Here is a 15,793-nt window from a genome sequence, read left to right as displayed (position 1 = left end):
AAGATAACAGTAAATGCAATAATGTTGCATTAATAATTTACAATCGCTACCTTCGTCAAAATTTTACACCATATGAAGTACATCAACACACAAATTGCTCTAGCAGGAGCGCTGATTTTGATACTCGGATCGGCATCGTCCTGTAAAAAGGAAACAGCAGCTATTCCCACTGAAATCTCACTTTCCTTACCATCTCAGGTCAGTCTTCGATACGGCGAAACACAGGAAATTCATCTTGCGAAAGACTTATCTGCAAGCACAGGACTTACATTCAGCTTTGACTTTTCCCAGACTGCGGAAGTCAATTTAGGCAACGGGAGTAAGCTCAGTGATAAACTGAACCAAGCCATCAAATACGATAGCGAAAAACAAAGCATACAGATTAACAGTGCCCTACTCTATCCAAACGGAGCCCAATCGAGCAGCGCACGCATTCCCGATGATTATAAAGTCACAGTGATAGCCAAAGAATCTCATGGCAAAGTGGTAGGGAAAGAAAATTTTTCAATCAAGATAACGGCTGGAACAATCGCTATAAAAGGACTAAAAAGCGGCAGCGAGTTACCTTATTCGTATGTACTGTATAGCGACCAATCTACTGATTTTGAAATAGATCCTCTTGACCTACCGATTATTGGCGCCAGTTTTCACTTGGCAAAAAAGGATGGCCAGGAAAATATTGCTTCTATAGCAGATACACATATCAAGTTATCAAAGGACGCCGGCGATCCGGAAAAAAAAGCTGAAAGGTCGTTCGAGCTAACTCCCGAACTTAGGAAAGAAGGTTTTACTGTGGCTTCAACGACTTTTAGGGTCATTCTGATTCCACAAATTAAGTTCTTGTTTGGACAATATTATCCTGATCTAAACCTGACAATCGACTTTAGTCTGATACACATCGGTCTGTCAAATGGTTATGTCTCCGCAGCACCAACACTGTATCCGGAAAAATATAAATCTGCATTTGAACTGGTTTCAATACAAAAAGATGGACTGCCATTTACAGATAGCGAAAAGCTGTTTAACGTAAATGCCCAAACAGGTGCAGTTTCCGTAAAAAAAAGTGATAGTTTGAAAGCTGGCAGCTATAAAGTAACCATAAAGGCACTGACAACTACAGGTTTGGAATTTACGGCTAACCTCACGCTAGCAATGTCTGAAGGATAATCGAAATACCCCGGTTACAGTGATTATTCCATCACTGTAACCTCTTTCCATCGGAAGAAGTTCATTTCTATTTTCTTGAAAAATCTGAATTGCTCCTTACCTGCGGAAAAGAAGTTGCCTATACGCAGCATATAAATGTATATTTGAATTTCTTAACTTTGCTTCATGAAAACAAAAATAGCCCGAAGTGTTTCAGAGTTCAATAATGAACTCAGACTGCAAGGTTTTAAAGCATTTCAGATTGAGGATGACAGCAATGCTACGCGTATTTATAGTCGTAAAGATTTCTTTAAAATCTGCCTTACAACTGGTAAAAGCAAGATCCATTACGCCGATAAAAGCTTTGAACAAGAAGGCACAATTCTATTTTTTGGGAACCCGCATATCCCCTATTCCTGGGAAACCATTTCGACAACCTATATCGGTTATACATGCTTGTTTTCGGAAGACTTTTTAAAACGTGCTGATCGCGCGGAAAGCTTGCAGCAATCTCCCTTCTTTAAAATCGGAGGCACACCAGTCTTAAAAATCAAGGCGGATCAACGCTTATTTCTCAACACGCTTTTCCAGAAGATGATCGAAGAGCAAGAAAGCGATTATACATTTAAAGATGAACTCATACGCAATTATATCAACCTTATCATTCATGAAGCCCTTAAACTTCAACCCTCTGAAGTATATACCCCATCCAAAAATGGTACAGCACGTATCGCATCGGTATTTTGGGAACTATTAGAACGACAGTTTCCAATCGAAACACCTACAAGTCCTCTCAAAATGAAAACAGCGCAGGATTATGCTCAAAACCTCAACATTCACGTCAACTATCTCAATCGTGCTGTAAAAGAAATTACAGGCAAATCTACAACGACACTGATTTCAGAAAGAATCTTGACAGAAGCAAAAGCCCTCCTGCAACACACGGACTGGAATATTTCAGAGATAGCCAGCGCCCTGGGATTTGAATATCCTACCTATTTCAATAACTTCTTTAAAAAAATGACAGGAACAAACCCAAAATCAGTCCGCGAATCTGAGGTTTGAAATTCTTAAGTTTTGGTTTGATATTCGTTAACATTTCCCCTTTATCCTGATCTACCTTTGTATCTGTAATAATTAATGTAATACGGATATGAAACTAGCACTAACATTATTGGTCCTGTCTTTCCTGTTTTCTGATAGGGCTTCCGCACAACAGATACAATCAAACCAAAATTTACCACCTATGAATACCTCATCAGACCATTATACTTTTCAATTAAGCGATAAAGTAAGCCGCAAAAAAGTAAGTTTTAAAAATCGATATGGTATCACACTTTCTGGCGATTTATACGTTCCTAAAAACGCAGACACTAAACTGTTATCGGCACTTGCCATCAGCGGCCCTTTTGGTGCAGTGAAAGAGCAGTCTTCTGGATTGTATGCTAACCAAATGGCAGAAAGAGGATTTATTGCCTTGGCCTTCGATCCCTCCTACACAGGTGAAAGTGGCGGAACACCCCGTAACGTAGCATCGCCAGATATTAACACCGAAGATTTCAGCGCAGCTGTAGACTTTCTAGGGCTACAGAAAAATACTGACAGAAGCAAAATCGGAATCATTGGCATCTGTGGATTTGCGGGATTTGCATTAAATGCGACAGCGGTAGATAAACGTATAAAAGCAGTAGCTACGACCAGCATGTACGATATGACGCGCGTTATGTCAAAAGGCTATAATGATGTGGTAACGGTAGAGCAGCGTACTAAAACATTGGAACAATTAAGCCAGCAACGCTGGAATGATGCTGAAAGCGAGGTGTACGCTCCATCAACAAACAATTTACCAGAAAAATTGACAGGCGGTGAACCTCAGTTTGTTAAGGAATATTTTGATTATTATAAAACAGCCCGCGGATTTCATCCTCGTTCTATCAATTCAAATGCGGCATGGACAGCAACCTCACCCTTGTCGTTTATGAATATGCCGATACTCTCTTATATCAAGGAGATTGCACCACGGCCAATGCTAATCATTGCAGGCGAAAATGCCCATTCAAGATATTTCAGTGAAGACGCCTATAAAATTGCCGCCGAACCAAAGGAACTAATGATTATTCCTGATGCAGTTCACGTTGATTTATATGATCAATTGGGTAAAATTCCATTCGATAAACTGACAGCATTCTTTAAAGCTTATTTAAAATAACACACTTATTTTCCTTAAATTACATATAAAATTCAATCCACTATTCAATGAAAAAATCAGATAATAGTTATCAGGAGGATATTTTTGAACGCTTAAAAAAAGAAAAAAACATCTCTTCCGATGATCCTCAGGGATACCGTTTGCGGGAAGCTTCTTTTGCTACAAAAGCATTATTGGCACCTATGAACAATTCGGCCGATCCTAAAGAGATAAGAGATCTATTGAGTCAGATTACCGGTTCAGCTATAGATGAAAGTACGACTGTATTTACGCCATTATATATCAACTATGGCAGGAATACAAGGATAGGAAAAAATGTCTTTATCAACTTCGACTGTGTATTTTTGGACTTAGGGGGTATCCTTATCGAAGACAATGTACTCATAGCTCCTAAAGTCAGTTTATTAACTGAAGGCCATCCAATTGAAGCAGAAAAAAGACAATCGTTAACTGTGGCTCCGATTCATATAAAAAAGAATGCCTGGATTGGGGCCAATGCAACTATTCTACCCGGCGTTACGATTGGAAAAAATGCCGTGGTAGCAGCTGGTTCAGTAGTCAATAAGAATGTACCTGACCATACAATTGTCGGCGGAATTCCTGCAAAGATCATTAAAAACATTTCATAAAGAATTCGGATCATATAATCAACAAATCAAATTGCAAACTCTATGAACAGGTTATTCGTTATTCCAATGATGGCGATAAGTTTATTTGCTTGTAAAACTAAAACAGATCATATCATGAGCACATCAGAAATATTTCCAAAGGGGGAACCATTGCCTAAGGAATGGTTTACGGGAGACGCATTTTTAACCCCTTTGGTAGCAAAAGATAAAAACAATGATTTCTCGGCTGGCAGCGTAACTTTTGCACCCGGTGCAAGAACAAACTGGCATACACATCCTAAAGGTCAGGTTTTACTGGTGATCGAAGGAAACGGACTCTATCAGGAAAAAGGAAAACCTGCGCAAGCAATTAAAAAAGGTGATGTTGTTAATATTCCTGAGAACGTCGAACATTGGCATGGCGCAACTGCTAATAATAAAATGGTGCATGTTGCCATCACTAATTTTAAAGAAGATATTCAGGTGACCTGGCTAAATCCCGTAACAGACGAAGAATTTAGTTTAGCCAATAAATAATAAAGATTCCCCTCTATTCAGTAATCATCACCATAAATAATCACATCCAAGCACTTCAAGCGGCTAACTTTCACGAAGCCGAGCACAGTGGAATAATATTCAGTTACTTGAAACTTCTAATTGAATAAAATCTACTTAAGCCATATCTCCGTGCAATACGCCTGATAATTGTCTATTTCTAAACAGAAATCAAGAGCATCATTGGACGACATAAATCGTATTGCATCTCAGGAATGTTTTCCATTTTGAACCTTACCCTCGTTGCAGGACCGGATGATACCTGTAACGAATTTGTAAATACGTCGCCGTGATTCATCTCGCGGAATACTTATATCCATTTCGAAAGGCCCCAAAGTGCCCCTACATACCGTCCTATAAAAAACCTATAGAAATAGCAGATGAAAGGTTGCGAAAAGTTGAAAGTTCCTATAGAAGCGCTATTGTAATATCATATTTATATTAAATTGAAGTAAACTAAAAATCAAAATGACGCATAATGATGAGTTAGCAGCGCTTTAAAATTTTAACGGGTTTTATCTATACAAAATTTCTAATATTTTTCTTTACTTCACTTTTAAAATCTATATTTTAAGAATAAAAGAAAACGAAATGTTATCCACAGAATATTATTTTAACAAATATTTTCTGCAACTCAGTGTATTTGCATTTCCTTGGGTTGGTTCAGAGGAAATTGCAAAAGACATTGTGCAGGACGCATTTATCGTTCTAATGGGCAGACAGGATTTACTGGAAAAAGGAGAACCCGTAATTAAAAGCTTTCTTTATAGCTCAGTCAAAAATCTAGCGATGAATATCAAGCGGAGAAATATTGTATTTGATCGCGTACGTAAACAATTTGATACGGATAAACCTGATGACAATGATATCCTGGATAATTTAATAAATGCAGAATTGATCGGAGCTCTTCATCGAGAACTCAATGAACTTCCCGAAGGCTGTCAAAGAATCTGCCGTTTAATCTATTTGGACGGAATGAAGTATGAAGAGGTCGCACAGGAACTGAACGTCTCTGTTAATACAGTGAAAACGCAGCGCATGCGGGCTATAAACCTACTGAAAAGAAAATTCTTAAACATCCTTTTTTCATTTATTATCTTCTGACAAACAAACACTTACCATTTTTATTAACTTTTTTTTATAAACGGGTCACCCTTTTTAACCGTTTAAGTTATTAAGCTTATGAATTATGATAGAAACCGACAAAATAATATTAGCAGAGTTAATTGCTCTTCTTTTGAAAGATGGTGAGCTGCCATCCCACAAAGAGGCTCAATTAAAAAATCTTCTACAAAGGTATCCGGAGGCGAAAGATAGCTTGAGTCGTCGACTATCACAGACTGATATTTATCCCCCCTTTGATCTTCGCAACATTGATTTAAGCCGAGAATGGCTGGTAACGCAGACTAAATTCACGGCAAAGGGAACACTTTTGCATCCTAGAAAGAAATATCTCTTCTTAAATAAAGCTTGGTCTCTAGCTATTGCAGTTGCTGCAACTGTTTTACTTGCGCTAACGTTATTATGGCAGCGACAACATCGCGAAAAATCGGTAAGCTATTTGATACCAGACAAGGTATATGGACATAAAAATGATGTTCTCCCTGGGAGAACCGGCGCAATTTTAAAAATTGAAGGGAAAGAAGAAATACAATTGACCGAAAAAAAAGCAGTGCAATATTTAGCGCAGGGTATTGAACTGAAAGAAGGGCGTCTCATTTATCCATCTAACCTAACGGAAAACTTGAAAAATACCTTAATTGTTCCCAAACGGTCCACGATGGTATTAACCTTTAGCGACGGAACTAAAGTGTGGGTGAATGCAGCGTCAGAAATTAGCTATAAAACCAATTTTGATAAAAAAGAGCGAAGAGTAAGGTTAAAAGGTGAAGCCTATTTCGAAGTTGCCAAAGATGCGCATAGGCCATTTATTGTAGAAACAAATCATATCAATATACAGGCTATCGGCACGGCTTTTAATGTAAGCTCCTATCATGCGACCACGAAAGTATCATTGACAGAAGGAAAACTTAAAGTTAGTAACGAAGAAAATGAAATCTATATGGATGCCGGTAGCGAAACAGAGATCATCAATAAAAAACTGAAAACTTTTCCTTTGGCAAGTAAAGCCGAAGCCACTGCTTTCAAAGATGGTTATTTTTATTTTAAAAATAAGAATATGCAACAGATACTTGATGAATTGAGTCGCTGGTATGGTATTCAGGTTGATTGCAAGATACCTTTAAATAACGAACGATATGAAGGCAGTATAAAAAGAGATGTGACGCTGGGAGAGCTTTGTAATCTCCTAAAAGATTTGACAGGTTATAAACTGACCATTGACAACGATAAACTGATTGTGAATAGATAAACTTATTAAGGAGGACTTTGTATGTAAAAAAGATAAACGCCTAAATTAATAGAATAAAAAATGCAGAAGTACGGCAAATACTCCTGCATCAAAATTGAATTAACACTGATCGTAAACCATTAATTCTATACCAATTTATGAATAATTTATTTTATTCAAAAGGGATCTTTTGTCCCATTGACAAAGGGAAAACTTTGAACCAATTATTAAAAATGAAACTGACAGGAATCTTATTGGCAACATCCATGATGGGCGCCTACGCTTCAAGCTCTGCTCAGATTACTTTACATGCCCAAAATACTAAGATTGAAACTGTCCTGGAGAGCATCACTAAACAAACCGGTATACATTTTATCTTTAAAGAGGGCTTGCTTAGAAATGAAAAAGCAACAGTTGAGATCACGGATGTATCCCTCGATAAGGCGCTAGATCAAATTTTCAAAAGCAGCGCTTTTTATTACATGTTACACCGGGGGACTGTTGTAATCAAACGTAAAAATGAGGATACCTCTATTCCAGAACAAAGTACGGCCAGCATAGCATATCTGCAGCAACAAGTTGTAAAAGGAAAAGTACATGATACTAAGGGAAATCTATTGAGCTCGGTCAGCATCCTGTTAAAAGGTTCCAATATAGGAACCTCTACGAATGCTAAAGGAGAGTTTCAACTGACACTTCCAGATGGCAAAAAAGGAACATTGATGTTTAGTGCAGTCGGATTCAAACAGCTTGAAATCCCCATTAACAATAAATCGGAAATGAATGTCATCATGGATACAGATGAAGTGGGACTTGACGAAGTTGTAGTCGTAGGCTTCTCCGAAGTGGACAAAAAACATATTGCATCATCCGTATCGCAAATGGATATGGAGAAAATAAAAAATCGTCCGATCTTTAAAATGCAGGATGCTTTCTCAGGAACCATCCCCGGAGTAACAATGATGCGCGGAAACAGCATGCCGGGAAGTGTTCCGGGCACCATCTCTATTCGTGGAATCAGTACTTTGCAAAATGCAGACCCCTTGGTCATCGTCGATGGCATGGAACAGAGCATCCATGATATTGATCCCAATCAGGTGAAAAGCATTACCGTTTTAAAAGATGCGGCCTCAGCTTCCATGTATGGTTCGCGAGGTGCAAATGGGGTTATTATCATCGAAACAGAACGTGGACAGACCGGCCAGTTTAAAGTCATTACCAACAATTGGTTTGCAGTAAACAAACCAATTGATCTTCCAAAATTTGTCGGTGCCGTCGATTTTATGAAATTGCGTAACGAGACTTTAATCCAGCAGGGACAATCTCCGATCTATCCGGAAGAGACAATCGGCAAATATGCCTCCGGAGAACTAAAAGAAGTTAATTGGCTCGATCAAGTAATGGAAAGAACCTCAACAGCGATCAACAATAATGCGAGTATATCCGGCGGTGGCGGTGTCGGTACTTTCAATTTAATGCTCGGCCATATAAAAGAAAATGGCCTCAATAAGATTGAAGGCACTCAAAAGTTTTCCGCCCGATTCAATACAAATATCAACATAGCAGATAAATTTGTATTAATGGCCGACTTCTACGCACACCGTTTACAGGTCGATCGTTTATTAGCAAATGATGATGGACATGGCCTTTATAAACAAGCTTGGCGCTTAAACCCAACACAGCAGATTTTTTATGATTCTGATCTTCCAGAACACTATATCCTGCATAACAATATCAACCCAATCGCGTCAATCAAGCATGGTGGTACAAAAAACAATATGTATGACCGAAGTACCATCAATCTGCGTCCCAAATATAACATCAATAGCAACCTCAATATTGAAGGAAATGTTTCTTACATGATCAACAAGTCGGCTAATAAACAAAAAAGGCTGACATATAAGTTTTTTGATGAAAATGGTGCTCCGGCGGCAATTTGGGGAAACGATGTCAATGCGTCACAGGGCGTTAGCGAAAGCCAACTTACAGCACGCATGCTGATTAACTTTAACAAAGAGCTCCACCAAAACAAAGACAAGATCTATCTGACTGCGGGATCAGAAGTCATGAATTATACCTATACTGACTTTAGAGAAATCAGCAAAGCTTCTTTTTTCGGGAAACTCAATTATTCCTTCGACAACCGTTATATTCTAGAATTAACCGGCCGCTCAGACGGGAGCAGCAAGTTTGCCCCCGGTCATCGTTGGGGATTTTTTCCTTCGGGAGCCTTTGCATGGAACTTACATAACGAACATTTTTTCAAACCTATTCTCGAGTCAGGAAAGGTAAATAACGTTAAGATACGCGCATCATATGGACTTATCGGAAACGAAAATGTAGCTCCTTACCTCTGGCAGGAATCTGTAAATACCTGGGGCTGGACAATACGTGTTCCCAATCCAAATTTCTCCTGGGAAAAACAGAAACAATGGAATTTAGGTCTAGATCTCAACGCCTTTAAAAATAGGCTCTCTTTTACTGCTGAACTCTATCACAAAAATTCATACGATCTTATTTATGATCAATTCGCAGTTCCTCCGCTCACGGGATCAAATAGCCTGGAGTCCGCGGTCAATATCGGTGCCGTAGAAAATAACGGTTGGGAATTGTCCATGAGCTGGTCAGATAAAAAAGATGATTTTTCGTACACAATCGGTGGAATGCTGTTTGATAACCGAAATCGGATGCTTAAAGCGGGGTACAATGAGAACGATAGACTGATCTTCAAAGGTGATAATAACCGAATTTGGTATAAAGGCGTTCCAATCAACAATTATTATGGTTTCCAAGCTGATGGTTATTTCCAGACGCAAGAGGAAGTTGAATCAACCCCAGCAAAAATGCCAAATTCAAGACCCGGCGACATCCGCTACGTGGATAAGAATCAGGATGGTATTATCAACGACGAGGACCGCAGCTATCTAGCAGATCCCCTTCCCCACTATAACTATGCGATTAACTTGGACTTTCGTTACAAAGGATGGGATTTTTCGGCGCTGGGTCAGGGAATCGGAAAGCGCACCGGGCGCTTGATCGGGCAAGAGGCCTATCCCGTGTATGTCGACGGGAATAGTAATGACCTCGGAGCGCCACGCATAGAATACGTGGCAAACCACTGGAGCACCGACAATCCGAATAGCCGTTTTCCACGTCTTTGGACGGGTCCAAGCCCCAATACCCTACTCAGTGATGTTTGGTTAAGCAATGCTGCTTTTTTCCGTGTCAAATCCCTTCAGCTTGGTTATACATTTCCTAAAATCGGCAAAAGCATCAAAAATTTTAGAATATATGTTAATGCGCAGGATGTATTCACTTTTACAAAATGGGAAGGTTTAGATCCCGAGCGTATTGATGTAGATAGTCCAGGTACAAATGATGGAAATGGAAATTATCCACGTATGGCGACCTACAGTGTTGGACTCAGTGCAAGTATTTTTTAAACTATGATGATGAAAAAGAAAATTTTAACCCTGATAATAGCGCTAGCAGCATTGAGCAGCTGCGAGAAATTTCTAGATAAACAAGATCCTACCGCAACCTCATTTGATGAATTCTTCAATACAGAGGAAGATTTACGACGCGTAGTCTACAGCAGTTATTTGGATGTTTTTATGGGGCCAGGTGAACGCCGTTTGCTTTTTTACATGTTAGATGGCCGTACCGATAACGCATATGCAAGAATAGAGACAGACCATCATATGATCATTGCCAACGGTAATATGACGAGTAATGCACGTTTGGCCGAATATTATTGGACACTATATAATAAACACGTCGGGCGGATCAATACTTATCTGGCAAATATTGACATTCCCTATGTGGAGAATGAATCGATACGCCAAAAATACAAAGCGATCTTAGAGGCACTACGCATCTGGCATTATTTCAGAATTACTGAGGTCTGGGGCGATGTGCCATTTGTACTAGTTCCTGTCACGTTGGAAGAGGCAATTCCTCCCGTGACGCCGAAAGCTGAAATATTGGATAAACTATTTGAAATGAGCCAAGACGTAGCGAACAGGCTTCCTGAAAATGAAGGCACCACAAATGCCTATATGTTCAACAAATATTCCTTCAAAACTTTGGTCATGCGTTACGCTCTTTATAATGGGCGTTATGATCTCGCTGCAGCCCTCGCAAAGGAAATAATGGATAGTGGCAAGTATCAGCTCCATCCGCAATATGCAAGCCTATTCAATTATCAAGCCGATAAGACAAACAAGGAGTTTATCATCAAGTTTGACATGGAAAGTCACAATAATTCGGCGACAAATTCCTTTCAGCATCTTGCACCACAATATAAGACCGGAAATGGGCAATCGTATGTGGTTCCTTTAAAATCTTTGGTCGATAGTTACTGGACACTCCAAGGGCGACCTATTGAACAATGTCCTTTGCATAGTAAGCAGGAATATGAGCTCAATCCAAAACTAAATCGGGATCCACGCTACGCAGCTAGCATCTTTGGACAGAGCGATCTATTCAACAAGGAGAAAATAGATATTTATGATTCAAAGAGTCTTTTCTATTATCAGAACTTACGAAGCAGCCGATCGGGTTATTGGTTTAAGAAGTTTGTTGATGAAGCTGATGCATTTCGAACAGGCGGCAATATGCACTTTCCTTTGGCGCGTTATGCCGAGGTATTACTGACGTATGCTGAAGCCAAAATCATGCTGAATAATGTAGATGATTTGGCAAAAAGCTGTATCAACCAGATTCGGCAACGTGCCGGACTTGATATGAGTGTGGCGAATGTCAATCTAACGGTAAAATCTCAACAGGAATGGATTGACTTAATTCGCAATGAGAGAAGGATCGAATTTGCTGGTGAGGGGCTGCGTTATAGTGACATCCTTCGCTGGAAAACTGCCGAAGTGGTCCTTAATCAACCTGCATTGGGTCATATGCGGCAAGGTGCAGACGGAAAATCTGAAGTACTTAAAATCGAAGACAGAAAATTCCTGAAACATCAATACCTCTGGCCTTTTCATGAGAGCAGTTTTCAGGTCGAACCAAACCTGAAACAAAATCCAGGATACTAGCGGATAAAAACAGAATAGGCCATTGATTACTCAATGACCTATTCTGTTTTTATCCCGTATCTATATAATTATTTCTAATCAGTGGTGACGCTATGCACAGGTATTAAAAAGGTATCATTTAAAAAAAAACAAAAAAACCTTGAGTGGGGAACTCAAGGTTTAACTTAACTGTTATTAACCTAATTTATGAAAAGTATCCTTATAACAATGCATAGTCCCTTTTCGTTTTAGCTTTTTAATAAAAAATCGTCCCTTTCAATAACTGAATACTCATCTCGAGTCGATGCTGGATTTAAATCTAATTATCACATAAAGTAAAGTTTTAGGCATAAAATTTGCCTTAACAAGAAAAAGAAAATATGAAAAGAACAATACTTTTATTCGCATCAGCATGGGTGGTTGCGTCTTGCAACCAACAGGTAAAAGATAATCCCCCACCTCCTGCTACGCAGGAAAAAGAAGTCGTAGAAGAACCTACAAAAATTGATACGACAGCCAATCTGGATCTTGCCAGTATACCCTATTCTGAAAGTGATATAGGTGTATTTCCTTTTTTTACTCCTCCAAAAGGTTATAAAGTCATGAACCAGCCCATAAACAAAGACTTTGATGTTTGCTATTTTGCAATCAATGGTATCATGAAACCTTTTGAAGGTAGACTTTATAAAGCAAATATTACCAACGAACAAGGCACACAGTTTTCACAGCGCTATTTTGAAAAAAGTATGGAGGATTATTTAGCCTCTATCGGTGCCGTAAAAGTTTTTGATGGTACCATCACAAGTGAAGAGTATGAGCGTTATAACAAACAGGATCCGCACAAAGGTGATGAAGGCGACATCGGATATGCCGACGAAAAAATTCGGGTCTATGTGATCCGCACGAAAGATCAGGGAAATGTCTTTATTCAATATACGAGCAATAACGCGGGCGCCAAGCTCAATATACTCCAAGAGAACGATTTCAAACAAACGATAAAAAAAATAACTGCAGATGACATCACAAAAGATCTCTCTGAAACGGGTAAATCTATCGTTTATATCACTTTTGACACAGACAAATCCAGCATCACATCAGCAGGAACAGAATTGGTCATTCAGATTGCCGAAGCGCTAAAAAATGACCCCTCACTTAAAATCGCTATTGAAGGGCACACCGACAATACTGGGGATGCCACGCACAATAAAAAATTATCAACTGAGCGTGCACAGGCTGTCATGGCGGCATTGGTTGCGCAAAAAATTGACAAAGTGCGTTTATCAGCAAAAGGATATGGCGCCGAGCGACCTTTGGTTGCCAATGATTCGGAAGACAACAAAGCCAAAAATAGACGTGTAGAACTGGTGAAAATGAAATAGAGAGTACTTTAGCATACCCCTATGATACTTATCAAATTGATAGGTAACATAGGGGTTATTCATATCGGCTTTTCTCTATTTTCCTGAGTTATATGCAACAGGCAACGGATATCCTTTTCCTTTGAGCGCCGAGATCGTCACCACCATTTCTTTCTGCCCAATCACTTTTCGTGTCACCTGCCCTTTATCCTTACGGTTCTCTTTATTGGCAGCTCTCTCCTCAGCGCTGTCACCGGCAGAAGCAGAACCTGGGTCATCAATCCCAGCAATTTTATTACCCCGTGCATCTTGATTCATTTCCTCCAAAGCCTCTGTCAGACTCCTTCGCTCCTGCTCACTGAGCTTTTCTAACTTAATACTGTATTTATCAAGCACACGTGTAGCATTTTCTATTGTATTGGTCCCGCGCTCATATACATCCCGAAAGATATGCAAGCTACCATCCTCCGCTACGATAGTCTCATATCGAAGCTCCACCAGCACAGGTTGCTTTAATTTCACGGTCTCCGTTTTGGTATCCTTATTTTCATATGCTGTGATTTTCTCAGCAGAAATAGGGTTTCCGGAAACCTGCGACAAGAATTTAGTAAAATCTTGTACCTGTAGGTCTGTAAGGCCAACACAGCCGTGGGATGCAAAAGCACCTAACTTGGATACATCTTTCCCCCCGTGGATCAAAGACGGCATGCCGATGGGAATTTTGATCGGACCCAAGGGATTTAATTTACTTCCTGCAGGAACCTTTTCACCTGGACTGACCTTACCCTTTACCCAAGGTTCATCGGGAGGTGTCCATGTGGGATTAAAAATGATATTGGTTGCTTTACGAATTCCTGTCGGCAATGGAAACTCGGGATATCCGATAGCGATATTATAAGTTTTAATGAGCTTTCCCTGTTGAAATATATCCATCCGAAAAGCCGGAGCATTCACCACGATACGTGTGTCTTCAGGAATTTGATTTGGCTCCAGAGGTAATGTATTTTTTTCATCCGCATAACGTGCGGTTATAAAATGAAAGAATTGAGCGGCTTTCTGATCGCCCAATATCCGTACAATTTCTGTTGTAGCCTGTTTTATCGACTCTTTAAAGGATTTGCTGGAAGGTTCATCCTCTTCGCTTAGTTTTTCCACGGCTGTACTGGCCGCTTCTTTCAAGTCATTGATCTGTTTTTTATTGAGCTGGAGCTCCGATTTTAATGAGGATTCAAAATCCTCCTCATAGAAAAGGGCATTGAGTAGGGCAAGTGTAAAATCGGTATTTTCTGCCTGCTCTTTCATCGTCGAGACTTTTTCACTGCCGGGTTCTTTCTTAGCATTGCGGTCACCGCAGCCTGTCAAAACTAGGCTCATCAACAATATACTACATAAAGAGTTCTGGATACAATTCTTCCAATAAGATAACATAATAAAATTTTTGTTTACTTAATCAACAACTTTAGCCGGGCAAAAGTTCAATGAAAGGATAATTTATCACGATAAACTATCAATGGATTCTTTGTATCCCTTGTAATCGTTTACGAATTGTACTTTTCATGTTGATCTTTTTTAGCGAAAGAATCACAGATAAAAAACACCAGTAAAACAAAGGAAAAAAGGTATCTCAAACTATTCTTTTGTATAATTTGATTTACCAGTTATATCAACCTGCTTACCTAAATACTTTGGTTTTCTATTTCTTATCACATCCAAGACGGCTTTTGTGACAGATAGCTTTTCTCTAAATGCATAGTATTTATACCCTGGGTAAACTCCCTTATCTGCACTATAACCGAATGATTTGACGCCCAATTTATCGCCTAAGTAGATGCATCTGTTTAGGTGATATTTCTGAGATACCAAGATGGCTGTATCAACATTAAATATGTATTTTGCACGGTACATGGTCGAGTAGCTATCAAACCCCGCATAGTCGATGTAAATTTTTGCGGTATCAATGCCATTTTTCTGACAATATAACTTCATTACCGTAAGCTCATCATATTCATCTCTTCCATTATCTCCCGACAGCAATATTTTATCCACTTTGTGGTTTTTATACAGCGAAATCCCGGCATCCAACCGATCCTTTAAATACCTACTTGGCTGATCGCCGTTTATGCCAGCGCCAAAAATGATGGCTACCTTAGTGTTGGGCACATCTTTAAGTTCGGTGAAAATCGCTCGTTCTGTACTGGAAGTTACTTTGCCGTTGGTAAATACCACAATAACCAGAGCAATAAGACACAGGCTGATAACTGCTAAAACGAACTTTTTAATTTTTTTCATTAGTTTGATTTTCGACTAATTTAATGTTGTTATTTATACCCAAATTTAGTAGCAAAAACTTAAGGAAAATTGAACCAATAATAATTCGCTGGAAGCAAATTATCATCCGTAGGCATCTGCGGTTTTTTCGGTATTTTTCAGATGGTATAAACTTTCTTCTGCGAAGATGAGAAAAAAAATTTCGAAAGCAATAATAATACAATAGCATTCATTACTATACAACAACAAATAAAATTACTAATATTGGATAT

Annotated in this window: 12 protein-coding genes; 10 read left to right on the top strand and 2 right to left on the bottom strand. The window is 39.2% G+C overall.

All coding sequences use genetic code 11. The features are described 5' to 3' along the window. The first annotated feature begins 72 nt into the window (after positions 1-72). The 10 genes from B3C94_RS02335 to B3C94_RS02290 all read left to right on the top strand — a co-directional run bounded on the left by B3C94_RS02335 (position 73) and on the right by B3C94_RS02290 (position 13,274). Complete coding sequence (locus B3C94_RS02335) at positions 73-1,167, top strand: hypothetical protein (protein WP_293898359.1); 1,095 nt, start codon at positions 73-75, stop codon at positions 1,165-1,167. A gap of 165 nt (positions 1,168-1,332) precedes the next feature. After that, positions 1,333-2,211, top strand: a complete 879-nt coding sequence (locus B3C94_RS02330) for a helix-turn-helix domain-containing protein (RefSeq protein ID WP_293898356.1) — start codon at positions 1,333-1,335, stop codon at positions 2,209-2,211. 181 nt (positions 2,212-2,392) lie between these two features. Continuing rightward, positions 2,393-3,355, top strand: coding sequence for an alpha/beta hydrolase (locus B3C94_RS02325; protein WP_293898353.1), 963 nt, complete (start codon positions 2,393-2,395; stop codon positions 3,353-3,355). A gap of 47 nt (positions 3,356-3,402) precedes the next feature. Further along, a complete protein-coding gene (locus B3C94_RS02320; protein ID WP_293898350.1) occupies positions 3,403-3,984 on the top strand; it encodes a sugar O-acetyltransferase in 582 nt (193 codons plus the stop codon). Positions 3,985-4,026: 42 nt separating this feature from the next. Further along, complete coding sequence (locus B3C94_RS02315) at positions 4,027-4,500, top strand: (R)-mandelonitrile lyase (protein ID WP_293898346.1); 474 nt, start codon at positions 4,027-4,029, stop codon at positions 4,498-4,500. Between the two features lie 609 nt (positions 4,501-5,109). Then, positions 5,110-5,622, top strand: a complete 513-nt coding sequence (locus tag B3C94_RS02310) for a sigma-70 family RNA polymerase sigma factor (protein WP_293898343.1) — start codon at positions 5,110-5,112, stop codon at positions 5,620-5,622. An 85-nt stretch (positions 5,623-5,707) separates the two neighbouring features. After that, entirely contained in the window at positions 5,708-6,889 is a 1,182-nt protein-coding gene (locus B3C94_RS02305) for a FecR family protein (RefSeq protein WP_293898340.1), read from the top strand. Between the two features lie 212 nt (positions 6,890-7,101). After that, positions 7,102-10,311, top strand: coding sequence for a SusC/RagA family TonB-linked outer membrane protein (locus B3C94_RS02300; protein WP_293898337.1), 3,210 nt, complete (start codon positions 7,102-7,104; stop codon positions 10,309-10,311). Between the two features lie 9 nt (positions 10,312-10,320). Further along, positions 10,321-11,916, top strand: coding sequence for a RagB/SusD family nutrient uptake outer membrane protein (locus tag B3C94_RS02295; RefSeq protein ID WP_293898334.1), 1,596 nt, complete (start codon positions 10,321-10,323; stop codon positions 11,914-11,916). 359 nt (positions 11,917-12,275) lie between these two features. Continuing rightward, positions 12,276-13,274, top strand: a complete 999-nt coding sequence (locus B3C94_RS02290; RefSeq protein WP_293898331.1) for an OmpA family protein — start codon at positions 12,276-12,278, stop codon at positions 13,272-13,274. Between the two features lie 75 nt (positions 13,275-13,349). Here the strand turns inward: B3C94_RS02290 and B3C94_RS02285 are convergent, their stop codons facing one another. Together B3C94_RS02285 and B3C94_RS02280 are read right to left on the bottom strand one after the other, a co-directional pair. After that, positions 13,350-14,627, bottom strand: coding sequence for a L,D-transpeptidase (locus B3C94_RS02285; RefSeq protein ID WP_293898328.1), 1,278 nt, complete (start codon positions 14,625-14,627; stop codon positions 13,350-13,352). Positions 14,628-14,882: 255 nt separating this feature from the next. Next, positions 14,883-15,542: a SanA/YdcF family protein gene (locus tag B3C94_RS02280; RefSeq protein WP_293898325.1), complete on the bottom strand. Its 660-nt coding sequence runs from the start codon at positions 15,540-15,542 to the stop codon at positions 14,883-14,885. Positions 15,543-15,793: the final 251 nt, after the last annotated feature.

Origin of the sequence: Sphingobacterium sp. UBA5670, assembly GCF_002420705.1 — a bacterium.
GTDB lineage: Bacteria > Bacteroidota > Bacteroidia > Sphingobacteriales > Sphingobacteriaceae > Sphingobacterium.
The sequence above is the reverse complement of the archived record's forward strand: the minus strand, read 5'-3'. Positions and strand labels throughout refer to the sequence as shown.